Origin of the sequence: Micromonospora endolithica, assembly GCF_003626595.1 — a bacterium.
Lineage (GTDB): Bacteria > Actinomycetota > Actinomycetes > Mycobacteriales > Micromonosporaceae > Micromonospora > Micromonospora endolithica.
Genome location: NZ_RBAK01000003.1, coordinates 161,062 through 185,946, shown reverse-complemented (window position 1 = coordinate 185,946; position 24,885 = coordinate 161,062). Strand labels below are relative to the sequence as shown.

General features: G+C 72.3%; 23 protein-coding genes. 7 read left to right on the top strand and 16 right to left on the bottom strand.

The annotated features are described in order from the left end of the window. The 3 genes from cds1 to D7223_RS10070 all read right to left on the bottom strand — a co-directional run bounded on the left by cds1 (position 1) and on the right by D7223_RS10070 (position 2,510). Complete coding sequence (gene cds1, locus D7223_RS10080) at positions 1-1,092, bottom strand: L-cysteine desulfhydrase Cds1 (RefSeq protein ID WP_120727470.1); 1,092 nt, start codon at positions 1,090-1,092, stop codon at positions 1-3. Between the two features lie 22 nt (positions 1,093-1,114). Further along, entirely contained in the window at positions 1,115-1,969 is an 855-nt protein-coding gene (locus tag D7223_RS10075) for an SDR family oxidoreductase (RefSeq protein WP_120727468.1), read from the bottom strand. Positions 1,970-2,051: 82 nt separating this feature from the next. After that, on the bottom strand, positions 2,052-2,510 hold the full coding sequence (locus D7223_RS10070; protein ID WP_120727466.1) for an Lrp/AsnC family transcriptional regulator: 459 nt from the start codon (positions 2,508-2,510) through the stop codon (positions 2,052-2,054). Between the two features lie 269 nt (positions 2,511-2,779). Between D7223_RS10070 and D7223_RS10065 the strand changes: the two genes are divergently transcribed. Next, on the top strand, positions 2,780-3,046 hold the full coding sequence (locus D7223_RS10065) for a BldC family transcriptional regulator (RefSeq protein ID WP_120727464.1): 267 nt from the start codon (positions 2,780-2,782) through the stop codon (positions 3,044-3,046). Between the two features lie 30 nt (positions 3,047-3,076). On the opposite strand, the gene D7223_RS10060 is transcribed toward D7223_RS10065, so the two are convergent. Then, positions 3,077-3,739 (bottom strand): UbiX family flavin prenyltransferase, encoded by a 663-nt coding sequence (locus D7223_RS10060; protein WP_120727463.1) that lies wholly within the window; start codon positions 3,737-3,739, stop codon positions 3,077-3,079. A 173-nt stretch (positions 3,740-3,912) separates the two neighbouring features. Between D7223_RS10060 and D7223_RS10055 the strand changes: the two genes are divergently transcribed. After that, a complete protein-coding gene (locus D7223_RS10055; protein WP_120727461.1) occupies positions 3,913-4,920 on the top strand; it encodes a terpene synthase family protein in 1,008 nt (335 codons plus the stop codon). A 49-nt stretch (positions 4,921-4,969) separates the two neighbouring features. Here the strand turns inward: D7223_RS10055 and mqnP are convergent, their stop codons facing one another. The 3 genes from mqnP to D7223_RS10040 form a co-directional block, all read right to left on the bottom strand. Further along, positions 4,970-5,872, bottom strand: a complete 903-nt coding sequence (mqnP, locus tag D7223_RS10050; protein WP_120727459.1) for a menaquinone biosynthesis prenyltransferase MqnP — start codon at positions 5,870-5,872, stop codon at positions 4,970-4,972. After that, positions 5,872-7,332 carry a menaquinone biosynthesis decarboxylase gene (locus tag D7223_RS10045; RefSeq protein ID WP_120727457.1) on the bottom strand — a complete coding sequence of 487 codons (1,461 nt, stop codon included), beginning with the start codon at positions 7,330-7,332 and terminating at the stop codon, positions 5,872-5,874. The genes mqnP and D7223_RS10045 overlap by 1 nt, the downstream gene beginning before the upstream one ends. A gap of 168 nt (positions 7,333-7,500) precedes the next feature. Next, on the bottom strand, positions 7,501-8,055 hold the full coding sequence (locus D7223_RS10040; protein ID WP_120727455.1) for a carboxymuconolactone decarboxylase family protein: 555 nt from the start codon (positions 8,053-8,055) through the stop codon (positions 7,501-7,503). Between the two features lie 85 nt (positions 8,056-8,140). Between D7223_RS10040 and D7223_RS10035 the strand changes: the two genes are divergently transcribed. Both D7223_RS10035 and D7223_RS10030 read left to right on the top strand, forming a co-directional pair. Next, positions 8,141-8,617, top strand: coding sequence for a MarR family winged helix-turn-helix transcriptional regulator (locus tag D7223_RS10035; RefSeq protein ID WP_120727453.1), 477 nt, complete (start codon positions 8,141-8,143; stop codon positions 8,615-8,617). Positions 8,618-8,904: 287 nt separating this feature from the next. After that, positions 8,905-9,105, top strand: a complete 201-nt coding sequence (locus D7223_RS10030; protein ID WP_120727452.1) for a hypothetical protein — start codon at positions 8,905-8,907, stop codon at positions 9,103-9,105. Between the two features lie 9 nt (positions 9,106-9,114). On the opposite strand, the gene ccsB is transcribed toward D7223_RS10030, so the two are convergent. From ccsB to hemL, 6 genes are read right to left on the bottom strand one after another with little or no spacing between them, the layout of a single operon-like run. After that, positions 9,115-10,089, bottom strand: coding sequence for a c-type cytochrome biogenesis protein CcsB (ccsB, locus tag D7223_RS10025; protein WP_120727450.1), 975 nt, complete (start codon positions 10,087-10,089; stop codon positions 9,115-9,117). Then, positions 10,089-11,744 carry a cytochrome c biogenesis protein ResB gene (resB, locus tag D7223_RS10020; RefSeq protein ID WP_120727448.1) on the bottom strand — a complete coding sequence of 552 codons (1,656 nt, stop codon included), beginning with the start codon at positions 11,742-11,744 and terminating at the stop codon, positions 10,089-10,091. The genes ccsB and resB overlap by 1 nt, the downstream gene beginning before the upstream one ends. Beyond that, positions 11,744-12,652 (bottom strand): cytochrome c biogenesis CcdA family protein, encoded by a 909-nt coding sequence (locus D7223_RS10015; protein ID WP_120727446.1) that lies wholly within the window; start codon positions 12,650-12,652, stop codon positions 11,744-11,746. The genes resB and D7223_RS10015 overlap by 1 nt, the downstream gene beginning before the upstream one ends. Next, positions 12,652-13,227, bottom strand: a complete 576-nt coding sequence (locus D7223_RS10010) for a TlpA family protein disulfide reductase (RefSeq protein WP_120727444.1) — start codon at positions 13,225-13,227, stop codon at positions 12,652-12,654. Before D7223_RS10010 ends, D7223_RS10015 begins: the two co-directional genes overlap by 1 nt. A 1-nt stretch (position 13,228) precedes the next feature. Beyond that, entirely contained in the window at positions 13,229-13,879 is a 651-nt protein-coding gene (locus tag D7223_RS10005; RefSeq protein ID WP_186832296.1) for a histidine phosphatase family protein, read from the bottom strand. Further along, the gene (gene hemL / locus D7223_RS10000; protein WP_120727442.1) at positions 13,879-15,216 is read right to left on the bottom strand and encodes a glutamate-1-semialdehyde 2,1-aminomutase; all 1,338 of its coding nucleotides are present in this window, start codon (positions 15,214-15,216) and stop codon (positions 13,879-13,881) included. The genes D7223_RS10005 and hemL overlap by 1 nt, the downstream gene beginning before the upstream one ends. A 213-nt stretch (positions 15,217-15,429) precedes the next feature. Between hemL and D7223_RS09995 the strand changes: the two genes are divergently transcribed. Next, entirely contained in the window at positions 15,430-15,765 is a 336-nt protein-coding gene (locus D7223_RS09995; protein ID WP_120727440.1) for an STAS domain-containing protein, read from the top strand. Positions 15,766-15,772: 7 nt separating this feature from the next. Here D7223_RS09995 and D7223_RS09990 read toward each other — a convergent pair whose 3' ends face one another. Together D7223_RS09990 and D7223_RS09985 are read right to left on the bottom strand one after the other, a co-directional pair. Continuing rightward, positions 15,773-16,330 (bottom strand): response regulator, encoded by a 558-nt coding sequence (locus tag D7223_RS09990; protein WP_120727438.1) that lies wholly within the window; start codon positions 16,328-16,330, stop codon positions 15,773-15,775. Beyond that, positions 16,327-20,700, bottom strand: a complete 4,374-nt coding sequence (locus D7223_RS09985) for a hybrid sensor histidine kinase/response regulator (protein ID WP_420330305.1) — start codon at positions 20,698-20,700, stop codon at positions 16,327-16,329. The genes D7223_RS09990 and D7223_RS09985 overlap by 4 nt, the downstream gene beginning before the upstream one ends. A 189-nt stretch (positions 20,701-20,889) precedes the next feature. Here D7223_RS09985 and D7223_RS09980 point away from each other — a divergent pair, with 189 nt between their 5' ends. Together D7223_RS09980 and D7223_RS09975 are read left to right on the top strand one after the other, a co-directional pair. Further along, complete coding sequence (locus tag D7223_RS09980) at positions 20,890-22,959, top strand: SpoIIE family protein phosphatase (RefSeq protein WP_120727436.1); 2,070 nt, start codon at positions 20,890-20,892, stop codon at positions 22,957-22,959. A gap of 51 nt (positions 22,960-23,010) precedes the next feature. After that, positions 23,011-23,442: a hypothetical protein gene (locus tag D7223_RS09975; RefSeq protein ID WP_120727434.1), complete on the top strand. Its 432-nt coding sequence runs from the start codon at positions 23,011-23,013 to the stop codon at positions 23,440-23,442. Positions 23,443-23,449: 7 nt separating this feature from the next. On the opposite strand, the gene D7223_RS09970 is transcribed toward D7223_RS09975, so the two are convergent. Then, entirely contained in the window at positions 23,450-24,808 is a 1,359-nt protein-coding gene (locus tag D7223_RS09970; protein WP_238161780.1) for an FAD-binding oxidoreductase, read from the bottom strand. Between the last annotated feature and the right edge of the window lie 77 nt (positions 24,809-24,885).

The following is a 24,885-nucleotide window of genomic DNA, read 5'->3' as shown; positions in this document are numbered from 1 at the left end:
TCAGGCCGGCCAGGCCCCGCTGGCCAGGAACCGGTCGACGGTGGCCAGGTGCGGCGTCAGGTCCAACCCCTGCGCGGCCACCCACTCGTCGGAGTAGTAGGTGTCGGCGTACCGGTCGCCGGCGTCACAGATCAGGGTGACCACCGAGCCGGTGCGGCCCTCGGCGAGCATCCCGGCGATCAGCCCGAAGGCACCCCACAGGTTGGTGCCGGTCGAGCCGCCGACCCGCCGGTCCAGCACCGCCGAGGCGGCCCGCATCGCGGCGAGCGACGCGGCGTCGGGCACCTGCACCATGCGGTCCACCACCGAGGGCAGGAACGAGGCCTCCACGGTGGGCCGGCCGATCCCCTCGATCCGCGAGCCACGCCCGGTCCGGACCGACCAGTCCGCCGCCAGCCAGGCGGGATAGAACGCCGAGTTCTCCGGGTCGACCACGCAGAGCTTGGTGGGCAGCCGCTGGTAGCGGGCGTACCGGCCGATGGTGGCGCTGGTCCCGCCGGTGCCGGCACCGACCACGACCCACGCCGGTACGGGGTGCCGCTCCAGGGCCAGCTGCGCGTAGATCGATTCGGCGATGTTGTTGTTGCCCCGCCAGTCGGTGGCCCGTTCGGCGTACGTGAACTGGTCCATGTAGTGCCCGCCGGTGTCCTCGGCGAGCCAGCGCGCCTCGACCACCACCTTGGCCGGGTCCTCGACGAGGTGGCAGCGCCCGCCCTGGAACTCGATCTTCGCGATCTTCTCCGGTGACGTGGAGGCCGGCATCACCGCGATGAACGGCAGGCCCAGCATCCGCGCGAAGTACGCCTCGGAGACCGCGGTGGACCCGGAGGACGCCTCCACGATCGTGGTGGCCGGGCCGATCCAGCCGTTGCAGAGCCCGTACAGGAAGAGCGACCGGGCCAGCCGGTGCTTGAGCGACCCGGTGGGGTGCACCGACTCGTCCTTCAGGTAGAGGTCGATCCCCCATTCCCGGGGCAGCGGGAACGGCAGCAGATGGGTGTCGGCGGACCGGTTGGCGTCCGCCTCGACAGCGGCGATCGCCTCGGTCACCCACCGCCGGCCCGCTTCGTCGCACCGGTCGAATTGAGTCACGCCGGAAACCTAGCAAGCCTGCTCACCGTGGGCCGGTCCCGGTGCGCCGGCGTTGCCGGCGCTGCCCCGCCCGGCCGACCGCGAGGACCAGCGGCGCGAGGCGCAGGGCCAGCCCGGGCAGCGCGTCGAGCAGTCGCACCTGGGCACCGCGCCAGCGCGGCACGCTGACCACCGGTCGGGGCCTTCGGGCCAGCCGGGCGGCCCGTCGGGCCACCCGCGCCGGGTCGAGCAGCGTCCCGGTGAAGGACGCCGCGGCCTGCGGGTCGTCCAGCTTGTCGTGCAGCATCGGCGTCCAGATCCCGTCCGGGCACAGGCACGACACGTGTACGCCCCGATGCCCGGCCAGCCGCAGGTCGGCCAGGGTGCCGATGCTGAACGCGACGAGCGCGTGCTTGCTGGCCGCGTACACCGTCTCGCCGGGCGCGGCCACCAGGCCGGCCAGCGAGACCACGTTGAGCACGTGGCCGTGGCCCTGCGCGCGCATCACGGCCAGCGCGGCGAGGGTGCCGTTCATCGCGCCGAGCGCGTTCACCTCGACGACCCGCCGCCGGGTGGCGGCGTCCTGCTCCCACGACGGGCCGGTGACCAGGATGCCGGCGTTGTTCACCCAGAGGCCGAGCCCACCCTGGCCCGCGGCCTCGGCAACGACCTCGGCGCAGGCGGCCTCGTCGCGTACGTCCAGGGCGCGGGACCACCCACCGAGCGGCACCGCGGCGGCGGCCACGGCGTCGCCGTCCAGGTCGGTGAGGAGCACCGGCCAGCCGTCGGCGTGCAGCGCCGCCGCGATCTCCCGGCCCAGGCCGCCGGCCGCCCCGGTGACCACGGCCGCGCCGGCCCGGTGGGCTGCGGCTGCTGGGGAGACGACCGGCGGGATCATCGGCGCACGCTACCGCCGTGGTGCGGTCGTTCGCCAGAGCCGGCCGGCTGTCGCGCCTCGCACGGATGGAGCGGCGGGCGGCTCAGGCGGGCGGGGGCGAGACCGGCTGCGGGCGGTTCTCCCACTTGGTCGACAGGGCGATGCTGGTGCGGGTGGAGGCCACCCCCGCGGTCCGGTTGAGCCGCACGATGAGCTGTTCCAGCTCAGCGATGGTGCCGACGCGGGCCTTGAGCAGGAAGGACTCCACCCCGGCCATGAAATAGCAGGACTCGATCTCGGGCATCACCCGGAACGCCTCCAGCACGTCGTCGGTGTCCGCGCCGGAGTCCTCGACGATGCCGATCAGCGCGGTGACGCCGAGACCGATGGTCTCCGGTTCCACCTCTGCCCGGTACGCCCGGATCACGCCACCGGACTCCAGCTTGCCGACCCGTTCGTGCACGGCCGGTGCGGAGAGGCCCACCTGGCGGGCCAGTTCGGCGTAGGAGAGGCGGGCGTTGCCGCGCAGCAGCTCAACGAGGCTCAGGTCGATCGCGTCCACGGACTGTAGACCCTAGTCGTTCGGGCGTAACGCCGAGCGCCTGGCATCAGTTGAACATGACGAGAGGTAACGGTTCACGTACCCGCTGTCAGGAAAGAAGGGCGCCGGTACCATTTACTAACTTCCCACTCAGTGCGTTTTTCGCGTTTGGCGGACAGGCCAGGTCGCTGGTGCTGTAATTGCCATACGTCCCTCATGACGGCTCTGGGCTCGCACCGGCCGGGGGCAGTGTGTTCAGCCGGGGGCTTCGTCGACGCGAGGAGGGGGCTGTGGACACTGGAGATCGCCTGCTGACACCGGGTGAGGTCGCCGCACTGTTTCGGGTTGACCCGAAAACTGTGACGAGGTGGGCAGCGGCGGGCCGGATAGGTAGCATCCGGACTCCAGGCGGGCATCGCCGGTTTCGGGAATCCGAGGTGCGGGCTCTGCTTGAGGGGGAGGGCATGCTGGACGAGGTGGACGACATGGGCAAGCCGCGTAATGCCGGCCCCGCCGCCTCGACCGGGCCGGGCCCGGCCAACGCCGGCATGTACTGACCAGGTGCTGATCGGCGCGCGGACCGGACGTCAGGTCCGGTCCGCGTTTCCGTCCGAGCCGTCCCGGCCGCGCGCCGCGCCGAGCTCACCCGCCCACCGCGTGAAGAGCGTGTGCGGTACGCCGAGTGCGTCGAGCACCTTTCCGGCGACGAAGTCCACGAGTTGCGCGGCGGTGGCCGCCGCTCCCGCGCCGTAGAAACCCGGGCTTGCCGGCAGCACCACCGCGCCGGCGTCGTGCAGGGCGATCAGGTGCTCCAGGTGGCTGCGGGTCACCGGCGTCTCGCGGGGCACCAGCACGACCGGCCGGCGTTCCTTGAGGTTGACCTCGGCGGCCCGCTGCAACAGGTCCTTGGACAGCCCGATCGCGATGCCGGCGCAGGCGGCGGTGCTCGCCGGGACCACGACCATCCCGCGCACCCGGTAGGAGCCACTGCTCGGCCCCGCCGCCAGGTCACCTGCCGGCCAGTACCGTACGTCCGCACCGGTCAGGTCCCGGCCCAGCCACCCGGCCAGGTCGTCGGCCCAGTGGCCGTCCCGGAACGCTCGGCCGGTCTCGTCCAGGACGGTGAGCCGGGCGGCGCGGGACACGACGAGATCCACTGCCTGCCCGGCGTCGAGCAGCGCCCGGACGACGGCCGCCGCGTACGGCGTGCCGGAGGCGCCGGAGACGCCGATCACCCAAGGTTCGCGCATGCCCTCCAGCCTGCCTGGTCACCACCGTCGGCCGACGGGCGGGGCGCTATGTCCGTCAACGCGGCGATTACTGCCGGGTAGCCCCGTTGTCCAGTCGGGGCGGTGGGTCTCTTGTGGACCTGCCATGCTGCCGGGGCGAGTTGATCGGACAGGTGTCCCCGAGGGAGGAATCCGTGACCACCGGCGAGATCCTGCGGTCCCTGCGCGCCGACTGCCCGATCCCGCCCCGCCTGTCGCCGCACGCCGACCGGGTGCAGGAGTGGCTGGTCGGTGACCTGCTGCCGAGCCTGCGCCTGCCGCTGAGCGAGGCGGCCCACCGCCGGCTGGACCGGTCCGGCTTCGCCCGGTACGCGGCCCGCCTCTACCCGGACGCGACCGAGCCGGACCTGCGGGTGGTGACCGCCCTGTTCACCTGGTTCTTCCTGGTCGACGACCTCTGTGACGGGCCGGACCGGCTGGCCCCGGACGAGGTGCGCGCCCTGCGTACCGGGGCGGTGACGTTGCTGCGCGGAGGCGCCCGGTTCCGGCACGCCGGCCTCACCGGCCCGTTGCGCCGGCTGCTGGTGCGGGCCTGGCGCGAGCCACACCGCCGGATGCCGGCGCGCTGGCGGCTGCGCTTCGCCGACGCGGTGGCGCACCACCTCGACGGCACCTGGCGGGAGGCGGCCGGCAAGGCAGCCGGTCAGGCGCCGGACGTGGCCGCTTACGTCGAACTGCGGCGGGCGACGTCGGCGGCGTTCGTGTCGTATCCGCTGGTCGAGTTCGTGACCGGGCGCCCGCTGCCGGACCCGGTCCACCACCACCCGCTGCTGCGGCGGATCGCCGAGACGGGCAACGACCTGCTCTCCTGGTACAACGACGTGGCCTCACTGGAGCGGGACCGGGTCACCTCGGGCGGGCACAACCTGGTGCTGGCGGTCGCCGCCGAACGCGGCGTGCCGGTGCCGGTGGCGATCGACCTCGTGGCGGCCCGCTGGCGGGAGTCGATGCGCCGGTTCGTGACGCTGCGCGCGGCGGTGCCGTCGTTCGGACCGGCGCTGGACGAGGCGGTCACCGACCATCTCGACGTGGTCGCCAACTCCGTCCGCGGCACCATCGACTGGACGCTGGAGAGCACCCGCTACGCGAGCAAGGAAGGGCCCCCGCTTAACGCCTCCGGTAGAGCAGGGGTCCCTTCTTAACGCCCGGCACCGCCGCGCGACCCGGCACCGCCGCGCGACCCGGCGCGCTTCAGGCGCGCAGGTCCAGGCGGAGCACCAGGTCGAGCAGGGCGAAGGCGAACAGCGCGATCCCGACGAACCCGTTGGCGGTGAAGAACGCCCGGTTGACCTTGCTCAGGTCCTGCGGGCTGACCACGACGTGCTGGTATCCGAACGCGACGGCGGTGAGCGCCAGGCCGATCCAGAACGGCCACCCGAACCCGATCAGCGCGCCGAACCAGACGAACAGCGCGAACGTCACCACGTGCGCGACGGTGGAGGCGTGCAGCGCGAAGCGCACCCCGTACCGGGCGGGCACGCTGTGCACCCCGATCTGCCGGTCCACCTCGGCGTCCTGGCAGGCGTAGATCAGGTCGAAGCCACCGATCCACAGACCGACCGCCGCGCCGAGCAGCCACGCCTGCCAGGAGCCGTCCAGGGTGCCGGTGACGCCCAACCACGCGCCGACCGGGCCGACCGCCTGGGCGATCGCCAGGACGGCGTGCGGCCAGTTGGTGAACCGCTTGGCGTACGGGTAGACGACCAGCGGCACCACCGCGAGCGGCGCGAGCGCCAGGCACAGCGGGTTGAGCAGGGCGGCGGCGGCCAGGAACACCGCCAGCGCGACGGCCGCGCCGGTCCAGGCCGTCCGCACGCTCACCGCCCCGGTGACCAGTTCCCGGTTGGCCGTACGCGGATTCCGGGCGTCGACCCGCCGGTCGAGGATCCGGTTGGCGGCCATCGCGAACGTCCGCGCCCCGACCATCGCCACGGTGATCAGGAGCAGGTCGACCCAGCGCACCCGCCCGCCGTCGACCTGCATCGCGGTCAACGCCGAGAGGTACGCGAACGGCAGCGCGAAGACCGAGTGCTCGATCGCGACGAGCTTGAGGAAGGGTTTGACGCGACCGGGCCGCTCCTGCACAGCCGTCATCAGAGCCCGTACTCCTTCCAACGCTTGTCGACCAGCGAGACGACCTCGGGGGCCATGGTCATCTCCTCCGGCCAGCCCCGGGTGTAGCCCTCGGTGGGCAGCTTCCGGGTGGCGTCGACGCCGACCTTGCCGCCCCAGAACTGCTGGTACGACGAGTGGTCGAGGTGGTCCACCGGACCCTCGGTGAGCAGCAGGTCCCGGGCGTAGTCGACGTTGCCGAAGGCGCGGAAGGCGACCTCGTGGTAGTCGTGCACGTCGCAGTCCTCGTCGACGATCACGATCAGCTTGGTCAGCGACATCAGGTGCGCGCCCCAGATCGCGTTCATGACCTTCTGCGCGTGCTTCGGGTAGCGCTTGCGGATCGACACGATCGCGCAGTTGTGGAAGACCCCGGCGGCCGGCAGGTCGTAGTCGACGATGTCCGGGATCAGCAGCTTGAGCAGCGGCTGGAAGATCCGCTCGGTGGCCTTGCCGAGGCCGTGGTCCTCCTGCGGCGGCTTCGAGGTGACGATCGAGTGGTAGACCGGGTCGCGCTGCATGGTCATCGCCTCGATGTGCAGCACCGGGAACGGCTCGACCGGGGTGTAGAAGCCGGTGTGGTCGCCGAACGGGCCCTCGGGCAGCCGCTCACCGGGCTCCAGGTAGCCCTCCAGCACGATCTGGGCGTGCGCCGGGACCTGGAGCGGCACGGTCAGGCAGTCGACCATCTCCACCCGCTCACCGCGCAGGAACCCGGCGAACAGGTATTCGTCGATGTCGCCGGGCAGCGGCGCGCTGGCCGCGTACGACACGACGGGGTCGCAGCCGATCGCGACCGCGACGGGCAGGCGCTGGCCGAGCCGCTCGGCGACCGCGTGGTGGGCGGTGGAGTCCTTGTGGATCTGCCAGTGCATGCCGAGGGTGTTGCGGCCGTGCTGCTGGAGGCGGTAGAGCCCCAGGTTGCGCTTGCCGGTCTCCGGGTGCTTGGTGTGGGTCAGCCCGTAGTTGTGGAAGATGCCGCCGTCCCCGGGCCACACCTGGAGGCCGGGCAGCTTGTTCAGGTCGACGTCGTCGCCGCGGTAGACGACCTGCTGGCAGGGGGCGGTCTTCACCTTGCGCGGCGGCACCGACTTGAGCTGCATGACCTTGCCCAGGCCCTCGCGGATGCCGGACCAGCCGACCGGCAGCTCCGGCTTCACCAGCGCGCCGATCCGGTCGCCGATCTCGTCCAGCGACTCGACCCCGAGCGCCATCGCCATCCGCTTCTCGGTGCCGAACAGGTTGATCGCGACCGGCATCTCACCCCGGGTGGGCCGCTCGAAGAGCAGCGCCGGCCCGCCCTGGCGAACGGTACGGGTGACCACCTCGCTGATCTCCAGGGTGGGGTCGACCGGCACGGTGATCCGGCGCAGCTCACCCGCGCGCTCCAGCGCCGCCAGGAAGTCCTTGAGATCGGTGTACGGGAAGCCACGAACCGCCATGCCTGCCAGTCTCCCCCACCGGTCCCCGTCCCCACGCCGCCGGGGTGCGATGTAAGGAAGGGCACCTTCTTAACGCCTCCGGTAGAGGAAGGGCCCCTTCTTAACAACCGTCCCGTCGCGGCACCGGCGGGACGGGGAGGGGGCGGGAGCGGACGGGGAGGGGGCGGGCTAGCCGGCCGGTTTCCAGGCGTACGGCACGAAGGGCGGGTCGACCGGCGCTCCGGTGAGCCGGTTGGCGAAGGTGGAGAGGGTGTACGTGCCGACCCCGAGCACCACGTCGAGGGCCGCCCGGGGTTCGTGGCCGGCGTCCAGGAAGGCACCCAACTCGTCCTCGGGCACCGCACCGGCGTGGTCGAGGACGGCGATGGTGAAGCGGCGCAGTGCCTCCAGCCGGTCGTCGGGCAGGGGCGTACCGTCCCGCAGGGCCCGGATCAGCGTCTCGTCCGCGCCCGACCGCACCAGGGTGGCGGTGTGCATGGCCACGCAGAGGTGGCACCGGTTGCGGGTGGCGACGGTCAGCACGACGACCTCCCGCTGCACCGGGTCGAGGCTGCTCGCCTCGAAGCTGGCGTTCGCGGCGAGGAAGCCCTTCAGCAGCTCCGGTGAATCGGCCATCAGGCCGACCGCCGCCGGCAGCCGTCCGAACTTCCGGGCGACCGCGTCGATGGTGGGTCGGGCGGCGGCGGGGGCGGTGTCGCGGGTGTGCGGGGTGAAGACGGGCATCGGCGGAGCCTGCTTTCGTCCGGAGGGGCGTGACGGCGTACGATCGTCAACGTGGTTGTCGAAACAGTAAACCAGGCTGTCGAACATGGCAACGGCTGACCCCGACCGACCCGGCTTCGTGCTGCCGCTGCTGCTGCTGGCCGGCTTCCGTACGCTCATCGACGACCTGCACCGGGAACTGGCCCGGCAGGGACACCCCGACCTGCGGCCGATGCACGGCTTCGTGTTCCAGGCCGTCGGCGTCGGCGGCACCACCGCCACCGACCTGGGCCAACGGCTCGGCATCTCCAAGCAGGCCGCCGGCAAGACCGTGGACCGCCTGGTCGCCCTGGGCTACCTCGAACGCGTCGACGACCCGAGTGACGCGCGGCGCAAACTGGTCCGGCTCACCCCGCGCGGCCACGACGGGCTGCGCCGTTCGGCGGTCGTCTTCGACCAGCTCCGGGCCGGGTGGGCGGCCAGACTCGGCGCGGACCGGGTCGCCGCGCTGGAGGACGACCTGCGGGCCGTCACGCCGGCCGACCTGTTCCGGCTCGACGTGCCTGGCTGGTTCGGCGGCTGACCGGCACGGAGAGCGTCGTGGATCACCGCGAGCCGACCAGCGGCGCGACAGCCGGCGATCCGTCAGGGACGACAGCCGAGGGCCGGTCAGCGGCGCTACGAGGCCGTCGACCTGACCGCCGATCGCCACCTCGCAGCCGGCGCTTCCAGATCTTGGACAGTTACCGTCCGGCGCTGACTGTCCGGCGCTGACGGAAACTGTCCAAGATCTCGCGATGAGGCGGACAAGGCGCGATGTATCTCACCCGGCAGTGGCCATGGGCAGCCGGTTCGGCGAGGGTTGACCGCATGGACGCGTACGTTGTCGGCGACCCGGACGGGCTGTCACCGCTACAGGTCGAACTCCGGGACGCCGTCGCCCGCGAACTGCACGCCCAACTCGCCCTGCGGTCGGAGCGGATCGAGCTGGCCGACGTGCCGGAGGTCGCGTACCAGATCACCCTGCGGGTGAGCGAGACCCTTCGCGGGCGTCGTACGCCGCCCGCGTAGCGGCACCGGTCAGTCCAGGCCGCCGTACGAGTGCAGGCCCTCGAAGAAGATGTTCACGCCGAACAGGTTCATCAGCACGGTGAGGAAGCCGAGCACCGCGAGCCAGGTCGCCACGTTGCGCCGGACGCTCGGCGTGGCCCGCGCGTGCAGGTAGCCGGCGTACACCACCCAGGAGATGAACGCCCAGGTCTCCTTCGGGTCCCAGCCCCACGGCCGGCCCCAGGCCGCCTCGGCCCAGATCGCGCCCGCGATCACCGCGAAGGTGAAGACCGGGAAGGCGAAGGCGTGCAGCACGAAGGTCAGCCGCTCCAGCGCCGCCGCGTCCGGCATCCGCTTCGCGAGGGTGTACGGGAAGCTGCGCCGACCCTGCTCCCAGCCGGCGCGCATCAGGTACGCGACGGCGGGCACCACGCCGAGCAGGAAGATGCCGGAACTGAACACGATGGTCGAGACGTGGATGACGAACCAGTACGAGTTGAGCGCCGGGACCAGCGGCACGATCGGGGTGTAGAGCACCAGCTCGGCGGTGGCCAGCAGCAGCACCATCACCAGCGTCAGGAACAGCCCGAGGCGGCGCAGCGACGGACGCTTCCACAGCACCGCCAGCCAGCCGGCGGCCCCGATGAACGAGACCGTCAGCACGAACTCGTACATGTTGCCCCAGGGCATCCGGTCGGCGGCCAGGCCGCGGGTGACCAGGGCCGCCAGATGCAGCAGGGCGGCCACCGCGGTGGCGCCGACGGCGATCCGGCCGCCGAGCCGGGCCCGCGCCGCGGTCCGCTCGGCGGCGGTCGGCGCGGCCGGCACCTGCGCGTCGGTGGTCCCCCCGGGCGCACCGACGCCGGCGCCGACCAGCTCGCGGGCGGGCGCGGCCACCGCGCGGGCACGGGCGTTGCCGAGCGCGTACTCCACGGCGTGGCTGATCATGGCGACCAGGTACGCCAGGATCGCGAACGTCACCAGCTGGTCGGAGAGTGCGGACATCACTCGGCTCCTTCTCGCGGTGCGGTCCGGTCGTCGTCGCGACCGGCCCCGTCCCGCTGGTCCCGCGCCTCGGTGCCGCCGACGGCGGCGACGAGGGACGCGAACTCGTCGGCGAACCCGGGGTGGTCGGTGCGCGGCAGGCCACCGGCCTCGACCAAACTACTACCGTCCGTCGGAGATCCACCCGCGGGGTCGGCGCCGGCCACCCGGAAGAAGACCCGGCGACGGCGTACGAAGAGGGAGCCCATCAGGCCGACCAGCAGGAATCCGGAGGCGAACAGCAGCGGCGTGGAGCCGGGGTCGTACCGCACCGACAGCACGATGTACGGGACGGTGTCCAGGAACTCGACGGTCGTGCCGTCGTCCAGCGTCCAGGTCTCGCCCTTCTTCAGCAGCTTCGCGCCGACCTCCTTGACCTTGCCGGCGGTCACCTGCCGCTGGTCCAGCTCGTACACCGAACCGGGGATGCCGGCGTCCAGGCCCAGGTTGCCCCGGTACGCGACCAGGTTGAGCATCGGGTTGCGCTCGGTCGGGAACTCGGACCGGACGAACGGCGCTTCCTGCGGCGCGGTCGGCAGGTACAGGCCGGAGAAGGCCACCTGGAGGTTCGGGTCCCGCTTCCCGGTGGCCGGGTCGACGTTGGCGTCCGGGAAGTCGGCCAGGCCCTCACCGGTCAGCCCGATGTCGCCGGTGCTCAGGAACGGTTTGTCGCTGATCTGGGTGACCCCGAACCGGTCGGTGTACCGGATCAGCGGCGTGTATCCGTGGCCGAGCAGGTAGACGTTCGCCCCGTCCAGCCGCAGCGGAGAGTTGACCGAGAAGCTCTCCTGCCGGGGCGTACCGCCGTCCTCCTCGACCGTGACCTTCGCGTCGAAGAACCGCGGCTGGCCGTTGGACTCCAGGAACCGCGCCTCGAAGTCGTCGAGTTGGAGGCAGAACGGCGGCAGGTCGGCGCTGTCGACGCGGGGCCCGAACTTCGTCTCGGCGTACTGCTGCTGGGTGTTGCAGAACGAGTTGTCCGCCCCGGTGACCAGCAGGCGGTTGCCGCTCCACCCGTACCAGGAGCCGAGCGCCACGCCGACCAGCACCACCACCAGCGAGGAGTGGAAGAGCAGGTTGCCGGTCTCCTTCAGGTAGCCCTTCTCGGCGGACACCTCGTCGCCCCGGACGACCACCCGCCACCGTCGCCGACGCAGTGCCGCGGCGATCGCCTCCACACCACCGTCCGGAACGGCGAACACCGCGTGCTGCGGCAGCCGGTCCAGCCGCTTCGGCGCGACCGGCGGCTTCGACCGCAGCGCCCGCGCGTGGTCACGCAGCCGGGGGGCGATGCAGCCGATCAACGACGTGAACAGCAGCACGTAGATCGCGGAGAACCACACCGAGCCGAACGCCTCGAACGCGCCGATCCGGTCCAGCAACGGGGCCAGGTCGGGGTGCGCGACGAAGTAGTCGCGGACGTCCTCCGGGTTCACCCCGCGCTGGGGCAGCACCGAACCGGGGATGGCGGCGACCGCGAGCAGGAAGAGCAACACCAACGCGGTACGCATGCTGGTGAGCTGCCGCCACGAGTTGCGCAGCAGCGCCAGCAGCCGGTTCGGGCGGCGTCGGGGTGCCTCGGCCGGCGCCGCCGGCCGTTCGTCCACGACGGTCATCAGATGCTCACCTCACCCACCCCGAAGGTGGTCTGCAACCAGATCACCACGTTGGTCCACCCGCCGGTGACCAGGGCCAGCCCGATCAGGATCAGCAGGGCACCACCGATCCGGGTGACCCAGCGACTGTTGCGCCGGACGGCGCGGAAGACTCCGAGCAGGCGCTGGAAGCCCAACCCGAAGACGACGAACGGTATCCCCAGCCCGAGGCAGTACGCCACGGCGAGCACCACGGCCCGGTCGGTCTGCCCGCTGGTGGTGGCCATGCCGACCACCGCGGCGAGGGTCGGGCCGGTGCACGGCACCCAGCTGAGCGCGAACACCGCCCCGAGGACCGGCGCGCCGAGCAGGCCGGCGGACGGCAGCCAGCCGATCCGGAACTCCCGCTGCATGCCCGGCACCAGGCCGAGGTAGCCGAGGCCGAGGAGCACGATCAGCGAGCCGATGACCACCTCCAGCAGGCGCTCGTGCTGGAAGAAGACCCGGCCGAAGCTGGTGAACAGGATCGCGGTGGCGGTGAAGACGACGGTGAAGCCGGCGATGAACAACAGCGTCCCGGCCAGCACCCGCCCCTTGACGGCGGCCACGCCGGCGCGGCCCACCCGCTCCCGCACGGCCACGCCACCCCCGCCGCCGCCGTCCCCGCCCGCGCCGTCCCCGCCCGCGCCGTCCCCGCCCGCGCCGTTAGGAAGGGACCCTTCCTCTACACCAGGCGTTAATAGGGGGCCCTTCCTTTCACGGCGGCCGTCGAGGTCGGCGCCGGCCAGGCCGGTGACGTACGACAGGTAGCCGGGCATCAACGGCAGCACGCACGGGGACAGGAAGCTGACCAGACCGGCCAGCGCCGCCGCCCCGATGGCGAGCAGCAGCGGGCCGGACTCGGCGAGCTGGCCGAAGGTCTCGCCCATCAGCGTTCGCCGGTCGGTGCGGGTGACTCCGCGGCGATCCGCTCGACGATCGGCTGGAGGCCCTCCCGGGTGACCGCGGCCCGGATCACCGCGGCGATCCGGCCCTCCCGGTCCAGCACGAGGGTGGCCGGGATGGTGTTCGGCGGGATGTCCAGGGCGAGCGCCAGCTTGCTACCCGGGTCGAAGAGGCTCGGGTAGGTGATTCCGAAGCCCCGCTCGAACGCCTTGGCCTTGTCCCGGTTGTCCTGGACGTTGATGCCGAGGAACGTCACCCCGGTGCCCTTGGTCTGCTGGTAGGTGGCTTCCAGGTCGTCCGCCTCGGCCCGGCACGGGTTGCACCAGGATCCCCAGAAGTTGACCACCACCACCTGCCCCCGGTCCCGGGCGACGTCGTGGTCGCCGCCGGTGAGCAGTTCACCGGCGAGCTTCGGGGGTGCCGACCGCTGGTCGGGGGCGCACTCGACGATGCCACCGGAGGTGGCGCAGGTCTCCTCCGCGTTCTTCGCGGAGCAGGCGCTCAGCGCCACCGCGGCGACGGTGGCGAGCAGACCGGCGGTCCACCTCCGGGCGTTCATGTCAGGCTCCCTTGGCCGTCCGGGCGGTCGGCGACAGGTTGACCAGGTGCGCGGCCGGCTCGGAGTAGCCGATGCCGACGACCTTGGCCCCGTCGAAGTGGAAGGAGGTGAGGCTGGCCAGGCCGCACTGCCGCCGCCGCGGGTCGTGCCAGAGCCGCTTGCGTTCGACGTACCGGCGCAGCGTCCAGATCGGCAGCTGGTGGGAGACCAGCACCGCCTCGCGCCCCTCCGCGGCCACCCGGGCGGCGTGCAGGGCGGCGAACATCCGCTCGGCGATGGCCCGGTACGCCTCACCCCAGGACGGCGTGACCGGGTCCCGCAGCACCCACCAGTTGCGCGGATCGCGGAACGACCCGTCCCCGGGGGACACCTTCTTGCCCTCGAACCAGTTGGCGCTCTCGATCAGCCGCTCGTCCACCCCGACCGACAGCCCGAACTGGGCCGCGATCGGCTCGGCGGTCTGCTGGGCGCGCTCCAGCGGGCTGGCCACCACGTGCACCACGGTCCGCTCGGCGAGCCCCTGGGCGGCGGCCTTGGCCATCTGCACGCCCAACTCGGACAGCCGGAAACCGGGCAACCGGCCGTAGAGGATCTGGCCGGGGTTGTACACCTCGCCGTGCCGCAGCACGTGGACCACCGTCTTGCTCACCATTACCCCCCGTTGCCCGCCGCTGCCGCCGCGTTCGCCGCCGCCGGAAGCGCCGCGGCGATCTGCTCCAGAGCGGCGTCGTCGATCGCCGCCGACACGAACCACGATTCGAACGCGCTCGGCGGCAGGTAGACGCCGGCGGCGAGCATCGCGTGGAAGAACCCCTTGAACGCGGGCACCTGCTGGGTGCGGGCGCTGTCGTAGTCGACCACGTCGGCGTCGGTGAAGAAGATCGAGAACATGCTGCCCGCGTACGACAGCCGGTGTGGCACCCCGGCGGCGGCCAGCGCGTCGGCGGCCAGCTTGCCCACGACGGCGGCCGTGTCGTCGAGCTTCCGGTAGAGCGCGTCGTCGGCCAGCCGCAGCGTGGCCAGGCCGGCGGCGCAGGCCAGCGGGTTACCGGAGAGCGTGCCGGCCTGGTAGACCGGGCCGGCGGGAGCCAGTCGGGACATGACCTCCGCGCGTCCGCCGAACGCCGCGGCGGGCAGGCCACCCCCCATGACCTTGCCGTACGTCCACAGGTCGGCGTCGGAGGCGTCGAGGCCGTGCCACCCGGCGCGGGACACCCGGAAGCCGGTCATCACCTCGTCGACGATGAGCAGCGCGCCGTACGCGTGGGCGATCGTGGCGAGCCGCTGGTTGAAGCCGTCGCGGGGGGCGACCACGCCCATGTTCCCGGCGGCGGCCTCGGTGATGACGGCGGCGATGTGCTGCCCCTCGGCCGCGAAGGCGGCCTCCACGGCGGCGATGTCGTTGTATGGCAGGACGATGGTGTCGCCGGCCGCCGCGCCGGTCACACCGGGCGAGTCGGGCAGGCCGAGGGTGGCCACGCCGGAGCCGGCGGCGGCGAGCAGCCCGTCGGAGTGGCCGTGGTAGCAACCCGCGAACTTGACGATCTTGGCGCGACCGGTGAAGCCGCGGGCCAGCCGGATCGCCGACATCGTCGCCTCGGTGCCCGAGTTGACCAGGCGAACCTGCTCGACCGGCGTGCGGTCGACGATCTCGGCCGCCAGCTCGACCTCACCGGGCGTCGGGGTGCCGAAGCTGGTGCCCTTCGTGGCGGCCTCCCGGACGGCGTCCACCACCTCCGGGTGGGCGTGCCCGAGGATGAGCGGCCCCCAGGAGCACACCAGGTCGACGTAGCGTCGCCCGTCGGCGTCGTACATCCAGGGCCCCTCCCCCCGGACCATGAAGCGCGGGGTGCCGCCGACGGCACGGAACGCGCGCACGGGGGAGTTCACCCCGCCCGGCACGATGGCCGTGGCGCGGTCGAACAGGGCCTCGGAGGCCGGCGCGTCGGCCGGGTAGCGGCCGGATCCGGCGGGAAACATATCGGTCACGATGCCGCCATTGTGTCAGCGTCGGACGGCGAATCGGCAGCCACCCCGCAGCAGGGGTTACCAGTCTCACCCCGAGCCGGTGGCCGACCCGCCGGTCGAACGCGCCGGGGAGGCTCGGGAAGGTCCGGGCTGATCACCTCGGGTTCCGCCGCCATGACGCTCGGCACCGCGCCTCGACAGGCCCGCGTCACGAGATCGCGCTAGGCTGGCCGGGTGGATCGTGCCGAACTGTCCATCACCGTACACCGGACCGGAGACGAAGCCGTGCTTCGCCTCGCCGGTGAGATCGACATGCTCACGGCCGCCCAACTGTCGACGGTCGTCAACGAGGTGCTGGCCGACCCCCCACCCCGGATCGTGCTCGACCTGGCCGGGGTCACCTTCTGCGACTCGCAGGGCCTGGGCACCCTCGTGGTGCTCAGCCGCAAGGCCAGCCACGCCCAGTGCCTGCTGGTCCTCACCAATGTGGGCGACTTCCTGCTCCGCGTGCTGGACATCACCGGCCTCCGCTCGGCCCTGATGATCCGCAACGAGTCCCCCACCACCTGACCTCGGTTCAGGCGGTGCTGCCCCAGCGGGCCTGTTCGAGGAGTTCCACCGCGCGGTCCCGGGCGTCCGGGTCGTCGCCGGCGCGGAGCAGGGTGGTGGCCTCGTCGACCGCGTCGGTGAGCACCCGCCACTGGGCGTCGCGCTCGCGGACCAGGTCCGACTGGGCGGCGAGCTGCCGGGTCTTGACCCACAGCTCGACGAAGACGGACACCTTGGCCCGCAGCACCCACGGGTCGAACGGCTTGGTGAGGTAGTCGACCGCGCCCACCGCGTAGCCCCGGAGCGCGAGCTGCGCGTCCCGGTCGGCGGCGGTGAGGAAGATGATCGGCACGTGCCGGGTGCGTTCCCGGCGTTTGATGTGACTGGCCGTCTCGAATCCGTCCATGTCGGGCATCTGGGCGTCGAGCAGGATCACCGCGAAGTCGTCGACCAGGAGCTGCTTAAGCGCCGCTTCGCCGCTCTCGACCGCCACCGACTGGACCGGCAGGCCCTGGAGGATCGCCTCCAGGGCCATCAGGTTCTCCCGTCGGTCGTCCACGAGCAACGCCTTGGCGATCTGAGTCACGAACTCTCCTTGTTCCGGCTGCCGCTGATCCAGGAGGACATCAGCTCGATCAGCTCGTCCAGGTCGACGGGTTTGGTGATGTAGTCGCTGCCCCCGGCCGCCAGCGCCGACTCCCGGTCACCGGGCATCGCCTTCGCGGTCAGGAAGACGATCGGCAGGTCCGCGAAGCGGTGGTTGCGCCGGATCTGCCGGGTCGTCTCGTAGCCGTCCTGGTCGGGCATCATGGCGTCCATCAGCACGATGTCCACCTCCGGGTGCTCGGCCAGCAGGCGGACACCGTCCGCCCCGTTGTCCGAGTACAACACGGTCATCCCGTGCAGTTCCAATGCGCTGGTGAGCGCGAAGACGTTCCGGACGTCGTCGTCCACGATCAGCACGGTCGCCCCGTCCAACTGTCGGCTGGCCGGCGCCTCCGCCGCCTGCGGCAGCAGCTCCATCGGCGGCATCAGCAGCGACGAGGGCAGCCCGGCCCGCTGCGGGGAGGGCGCCGCCGGCGACACCACCGCGTCCGGGGCCAGCACATCGGGTACGAAGAGGGTGAACGTCGAGCCCTGGCCGGGTGCCGACGAGACGCTGATCGACCCGCCCAGCAGCCGGGCCAGGTCCCGACTGATCGACAGCCCCAGACCGGTGCCGCCGTACCGGCGGCTGGTGGTGCCGTCGGCCTGCTGGAACGCCTCGAAGATGATCGACAGCTTGTCGTCCGAGACGCCGATGCCGGTGTCGATCACGGTGAAAGCGATGACCTGACGCGCGTTGGTCAGCGCCGGCACGTCGAAGACGGTGTTCTCCGGCGCCGGGGCGATCCGCAGCGTCACCGCGCCGTCGTCGGTGAACTTCACCGCGTTGGAGAGCAGGTTGCGCAGGATCTGCTGCAACCGCTGGGCGTCGGTGACCAGCGCCGGCGGCAGGTCCTTGCTCACCCGTACCTGGAAGTCCAGGCCCTTCTCCTCGGCCTGCGGCGCGAACGCCTGCTCGACGTAGCCGCGGATCTCGTCGAACCGGATCTCGGTCGGCTCGACGTCCATCCGACCCGCCTCGATCTTGGACAGGTCCAGGATGTCGTCGATCAGGCGCAGCAGGTCCGATCCGGAGCCGTGGATGGTGCGGGCGAACTCGATCTGCTTCGGGGTGAGGTTCCGCTCCGAGTTCTCCACCAGCAGCCGGGCCAGCAGGAGCAGGGAGTTCAGCGGCGTACGCAGCTCGTGGCTCATGTTGGCCAGGAACTCCGACTTGTACGCCGAGGCGCGGGTGAGCTGCTGCGCCTTCTCCTCCAGGCCGAGCCGGGCCAGTTCGATCTCCCGGTTCTTCGTCTCGATGTTGCCCTTCTGCTCCGACAGCAGCGTGGCCTTCTCCTCCAGCTCGGCGTTGGTGCGCTGCAACTCCGCCGACTGTTCCTGGAGTTCGTGGGCGAGCCGCTGCGACTGGGCGAGCAGTTCCTCCGTACGCCGGTTGGCCTGGATGGTGTTGACCGCGACGCCGATGGTCAGCACCAACCGCTCCAGGAACGACAGGTGCAGGCCCGAGAAGGCCGCCACGCTGGCGAACTCGATCACACCGAGCAGTTCGCCCTCGAACAGCACCGGCAGCACGACCAGGTCGGCGGGCGGGGTGTCGGCGAGCCCGGACCGCAGCGTGAGCCGGCCGTCCGGCGCGGCGCTGACCCGGATGGTGCGGCGGGACAACGCGGTCTGCCCGACCAGGCCCTCCCCGGGGCCGAAGGTGACGTCGTGTCCCCGGGCGACGTACCCGTAGGAGGCGGTGAGCCGCAGCCGTACACTGCCCTCGTCGTTGTCCGCCAGGAAGAACGCGCCGAGCTGCGCGTCCACCAGCGGGGTCACCTCCATCATGATCATGCGGCAGACCTCGCCCAGGTCCCGCTGACCCTGGAGCAGGCCACCGATGCGGGCCAGGTTGGAGTCCAGCCAGCCCTGCTCGGCGTTCTTCTTGGTCGTCTCCCGGAGGGTGACGATCATCTGGTTGATGTTGTCCTTCAGCTCGGCGACCTCGCCCTGCGCCTTGACCGCGATCCGCTGGGTCAGGTCACCCCGGGTCACCGAGGTGGAGACCTGGGAGATCGCCCGCAGCTGGGTGGTCAGTGTCGAGGCGAGCTGGTTGACGTTCTCGGTGAGGTCCCGCCAGGTGCCGGAGACGCCCTTCACCTGCGCCTGCCCGCCGAGCTTGCCCTCGATGCCCACCTCGCGGGCCACCCGGGTCACCTCGTCGGCGAACGACGAGAGCTGGTCGACCATCGTGTTGACGGTGTTCTTCAGCTCCAGGATCTCGCCCTGCGCGTCCACGGTGATCTTCTGGCCGAGGTCGCCCTTGGCCACCGCCGTGGTCACCGAGGCGATGTTGCGCACCTGCGAGGTCAGGTTCGACGCCATCGAGTTCACGTTGTCGGTCAGGTCCCGCCACGTGCCGGAGACACCCTTGACCTGCGCCTGCCCGCCCAGCTTGCCCTCGGTGCCCACCTCACGGGCCACCCGGGTCACCTCGTCGGCGAACGACGACAGCTGGTCCACCATCGTGTTGACCGTCGACTTCAGCTCCAGGATCTCGCCCTGCGCGTCGACGGTGATCTTCTGCGACAGGTCGCCCTTCGCGACGGCGGTGGAGACCTGGGCGATGTTCCGCACCTGGGCGGTCAGGTTCGACGCCATCGAGTTCACGTTGTCGGTCAGGTCCCGCCAGGTGCCGGCCACGCCGCGCACCTGCGCCTGGCCGCCCAGCTTGCCCTCGGTGCCCACCTCACGGGCCACCCGGGTCACCTCGTCGGCGAACGACGACAGCTGGTCGACCATCGTGTTCACCGTCGACTTCAGCTCCAGGATCTCGCCCCGGGCGTCGACGGTGATCTTCTGCGACAGGTCACCCTTGGCCACCGCCGTGGTGACCGAGGCGATGTTGCGCACCTGCGAGGTCAGGTTCGACGCCATCGAGTTCACGTTGTCGGTCAGGTCCCGCCACGTGCCGGAGACACCCTTGACCTGCGCCTGCCCGCCCAGCTTGCCCTCGGTGCCCACCTCACGGGCCACCCGGGTCACCTCGTCGGCGAACGACGACAGCTGGTCGACCATCGTGTTGACGGTGTTCTTCAGCTCCAGGATCTCGCCCTGCGCGTCGACGGTGATCTTCTGCGACAGGTCGCCCTTCGCCACCGCCGTGGAGACCTGGGAGATGTTGCGGACCTGGCTGGTCAGGTTGCCGGCGAGCTGGTTCACGTTTTCGGTCAGGTCCCGCCAGGTGCCGGAGACGCCCCGGACCTGGGCCTGGCCGCCCAGCTTGCCCTCGATGCCCACCTCGCGCGCCACCCGGGTCACCTCGTCGGCGAACGACGACAACTGGTCCACCATCGTGTTGACGGTGTCCTTCAACTCCAGGATCTCGCCCTGAGCGGCGACGGTGATCTTCTGGCTCAGGTCACCCTTGGCCACCGCCGTGGACACCTGGGCGATGTTCCGCACCTGCGACGTCAGGTTCGACGCCATCGAGTTCACGTTGTCGGTCAGGTCCTTCCAGGTGCCGGCCACGCCCGGCACCTCCGCCTGACCACCCAGCTTGCCCTCGGTGCCCACCTCGCGGGCCACCCGCGTCACCTGCTCGGCGAAGAGCCGCAGCGTGTCGGTGAGCGAGTTCATCGTGTCGGCCAGCTCGGCGACCTCGCCCCGGGCGCTCACGGTGATCTTCTGCGACAGGTCACCCTTGGCCACCGCCGTGGCCACCTGGGAGATCGACCGCACCTGCCCGGTGAGGTTCGACGCCATCGTGTTCACCGAGTCGGTGAGGTCCTTCCAGGTGCCGGCGACGCCGCGTACGTCGGCCTGCCCGCCGAGCTTGCCCTCGGTGCCCACCTCGCGGGCCACCCGGGTGACCTCGTTGGAGAACGAGGAGAGCTGGTCGACCATCGTGTTCACCGTGCGGCCGATCCGCAGGTATTCGCCGCGCAGCGGACGCCCGTCGATCTCCAGCGCCATGTGCTGGGAGAGGTCGCCGTCGGCCACCGCCACGATCACCCGGGCGATCTCCGTGGTCGGCCGGCCCAGGTCGTCGATCAGCGAGTTGATCGCCCGCTGCCCCTCCGCCCACGTGCCGTCCAGTCCCTCGTCGTCCAGCCGCTCGGTGAGCCGGCCGTCCCGGCCGACGATCCGGCTGATCCGCCGCAGGTCCAGGTATTGCCGCTCCTGGAGCGAGACCACCTCGTTGAAGGCGTCCGCCACCTCACCGGCCCGGCCCGCCCGACGGGGCAACCGGACCTTGAGGTCGCCCTGACGGACCCGCCGCAGCGCCTCGGTCAGCTCGACGAGGACCTGCTCGTGGTCGGGCGCGGACTGGTCGGCCGTCACCGACTGTTTCGCCGTGGTCATCATCCCTCGCTCAGGGTCGGGGGCCGTCGTCCCGGGTCGGCACGCCGGCCACCCCATATTGTGCCCGCCTCCCCGGACCCGCCAGGTCGGCGCGCGGTCCGGGCGGTCCCCGGAGGCTGTCCGGGGCCCCGTCAGCCCCCGTCCCGGGGGACCGGCTTGGCACCCGGGGGAGGCGAGGTGGAGGATACGGGGGTGTCCGCGGAGACCGGGCCCGCGACGACCGGGGGCCGAGACGAGCACGTCCGGCGGGTCCGGCTCCCCGCCGACCGGCGCACGCCCGCCGCCGCCCGTGCCGTCGTCCGGTCCGTTCTCACCGAGGCGCACCTCGACGAACTGGCCAACGAGGCGCTGCTGCTGACCACCGAACTGTCCACCAACGCGGTGGAACACGCCCGCACCGAACTGGACATCGAGGTCGTCGCCGACCCGATCGGTCTCACCGTCACCGTGTCGGACTTCGCCAACGGGCCGGTGGAGGAGCTGACCGTCGGCGTCCGCAACGACTCCACCGACATCGCCGAGGTCTCCGAACGCGGCCGGGGCCTGCTGCTGGTCGACCACTTCGCCAGCCGCTGGGGCACCACCTACCTGCCCACGGGCAAGGGGGTCTGGTTCCGGCTGGACCGGCCCGGGGCCGCCGGCCAGGGCCGGGTGCGGTTCGGGGAGGCGGCGTCCGCCGGGACCAGCACCGGCACCGGGGACAGCTCGGCGCCGAGCGCCGGCGCGATGAGCGAACTGATGCAGACCAGCCCCGACCCGTACGCCGAGGACCCGCTGCCCGACTTCGCCACCGGTCTGCTGACCCGGGTAGCGGAGATGGTCGGCGCGGCCGGAGGCATGATCCGGCTGGACCGGGGGGACGGGCAGGGTCGCCAGGTCCTCGCCCGGTACGGCCGCCAGCCCCGCCCGGGCAGCGACCTGCTCCGGGTGCCGCTGACCGTGCACCGCCCGTACTCCGGCGAGCTGGAGCTGGACGCGGCGCCGTCCGCGTACGCCCGGCCGCTGGCCGTGCTCACCGCCGAGCGGCTCTCCCTGCACCTGGAGAACGACCGGCTGCGCCGGGCGGACGTCCGTCGCCGGGCCTGGCTGACGTTCCTCGCCGAGGCCAGTGAGCTGCTGGCCCAGTCCCTCGACGTCGAGCTGACCATGGCGCTGATCCCGCAGCTGGTGGTACCCCGCCTCGGGCAGTGGTGTGCGGTGCACACCACCGACGAGTGGGGTCGCCTGCGGCTCGCGGCGGCCAGCCACGCCGACGAGTCGGTGCTGCCGCAGCTGCACTCGGTGCTCCGCGAGACCGGCCCGGACTCGGTCCAGGCCCGGTTGCGGGAGGCGTCCCGCAACGGGACCCAGACGCCGCTCGGCGGGCCGATGGAGGGCTTCGCCGTGCCGCTGATCGCCCGGGGGCAGCGCCTGGGCACCCTCGCCGTCGGACGGCACCAGCGGCACCGGCACGATCCCGACGAGGTGGCCGTCCTGGAGGACGTGGCCCGACGGGCCGCCCTGGCCATCGAGAACGCGCGGATCCACGCCGAACGCCGCCGCGTCGCACACACCCTCCAGCAGTCGCTGCTGCCGCCGGTGCTGCCGGTGGTGGAGGGCATCGGCTTCGCCGCCGAGTACGTGCCGACCGGTGACGACGCCGACGTGGGCGGTGACTTCTACGACGTCCTGCCGCTGCCGGACGGACGGTGGCTGGTGGTCATCGGCGACGTGTCCGGCAAGGGCGTGCAGGCCGCTGCGGTGACCGGTCTGGTCCGCGACGTCATCCGGGTGCTGGTGGGTGACGGCAAGCCACTCGTCGAGGCGCTGACCCGGCTCAACGAGACGCTGGTCGAGCGGGGTGGCGGCCGGTACTGCACCCTCGCCCTGGCGGCCGTCGGGCCCGGCGACGGCGATCAGCTCGACGTGTCGCTGCACCTCGCCGGCCACGACCGGCCGGTGCTGCTCCGCTCCGGCGGCGGCGCCGACTTCGTCGGCACCGGTGGTACCGCCCTCGGCCTGCTCGACTCGATCGCCTCGCCGACCGCCGAGTTCCCCCTCGATCCGGGCGACGCGCTGGTCTTCTACACCGACGGCGTCACCGAACGACGGCGCGGCCGGGACCTCTTCGGCACCGACCGGCTGCGCGAGGCCGCCGCCCCGCTGGGTGGGTACTCCGCCGACGTGGTGGCCGCCCGGCTCCGCGCCACGGCGATCGGCTTCTCACCGGAGACCCCGCGCGACGACATCGCGATCCTCGTCCTGCGCAACGACGCGGCCTGACCCCTGCCGCCGGGGCCACCGCCACCCGGGCGTCGCCGCTAGGGTACGGAGATGTCGAGCACCGTCCATGCCGGCGCGGACCGGCCACCGCTGCTGCGCACCGTCCTCGTCGGGCAACTGGCCATGCTCGGCGCGACGGTCGTGGTCACCGCACTGTGGCTCGGCCGGATGGCGGCCGCCGGAGTCGGCCCCGGCGAGATGACCACCGGCGCGTACGACCCGAAGGACATGGTGCCGTACGGCCTGTCCGGCACGAACGCCTTCACCTGGCTCTACGGGCTGCTCATGCTGCTCTTCCTCGCCGGCCTGGCGGTCGCCCCGCTGCTGGCGGGTTACTCGGTGCTGCTGCTGGTCCGGGACCGGGCCGGCATGACCCGCCGGATCTGGCGGCTGCTGCTCGCGGTCACCGTCGCGGCGGCGGTGGTGACCGTGCTGCGCCTCGCGCCGATCGGCACCGACCTGACCCGGTGGTGGCTGGACTGAGCGGTGGTCAGAGGCCGCCGGGGAGGCGGCCCGGGGCGAGGCGGCGGTGCGGGTCGAGGTGCTCCTTGACGGCGCGCAACCGGGCCAGCCCGGACAGCTCCCCCCACAGGTCGACCGCGCGGCGGACGGGTTCCGCCGCGGACACCACCACGCAGCGACCCTGCCGGGCCAGGAGCACACCCCGGACGGCGGCCAGGATCGAGGCCACCCGGTCGGGTGCGGTCGAACCGGGCAGCGCCGCGTGCACCACACCGAGCCCGGCGGAGCCGCGCAGCGGGACCGGGCCGCCGGCCGCGTCGCGCAGCGCGTAGACGGCGGCGTGCAGGTCGCCGATCGGCACCTCGATGCGCAGGGCGGTGTCGCCCGGGGCGAAAGGGTAGCGCCGCCACCAGACCGGCGCGGAGTGCCCGGTGGTGGTGCCCGAGCCGAACAGGGACCGTAGCTTCCCGGCCCGCTCCGCGACGTCGGCCGGACCGCCCTCCAGCAGGACGACCAGGGAGCCGGCATGGGCCGGGCCGGTCGTGGCCCGACCCGTCATCGACGGGTGCCGGGACATCGACTCGGCCCGGCCGTCCCGCTGCGGCCGGGGTCCCGCGCCGGCCGGCAGGTCCAACTCGACCGCCGCCGGGTCGAGGCGGGCGGCCAGCACCGTACGCACGAGGTCGTGCACCTCCAGCGGCGTCCACACCGGACGGGTGACCCAGACACGGCTGGCCGGCACCGCCTGCACCCGTAGGGCGGCGGTCACCAGCACGCCCAGGGCGCCCTGCGAGCCGCAGAGCAGCCGGGCCAGTTCCAGCCCCTCGGCGCCGCCGCCGGCGTTGACCAGGTCGCCGCCGGCGGCCAGGTAGCGCAGCCCGACGAGCTGGTCGCACGGGGTGCCGTGGCGGTGCCGCAGCGGGCCGGCCTCGCCGGCGGCGAGGACGCCGCCCAGGGTGGCGCCGGGCGAGGGGGCGTCCAGCGCGAGCCGTCGACCGGTGCGTTCCAGGGTCGCCTGGACGGCGCGCAGCGGGGTGCCGGCGCCGACCTCCACGGTGGCCCCGCCCACCGCCCGGTGCCCGATGCCGGCGAGCCGGCCGGTGTCGAGCATGATGTCGACCCGGTCCGGCGCGGCACCCCAGTCGATCTTCGTGCCGGCGCCCCGGGGGACCACCGACAGGTCGTGGCGGGCGGCGAGGCGCAGCACCTCGGCGGCGGCGTGCGGGCCGCCGGGGACGGCCACCCAGCGGGCCGGGCGGCCGGCCACCTCGTCGGCCGGGCCGGCCAGGCGGGCGAAGGGCGGACCGCAGATCTCCGTCAGCCGCCGGGTGATGTCCAAGGCGCCGGGCCGGTCGGTGGAATCGGTGGAACTCGCTGCTGCCGCCATGGCGGTCATCGTACACATGTTCGAAAGACCCGGCGGCGGGTCGGCGAACGACGCCGCGCCGCGGACCCCGGCCGGCC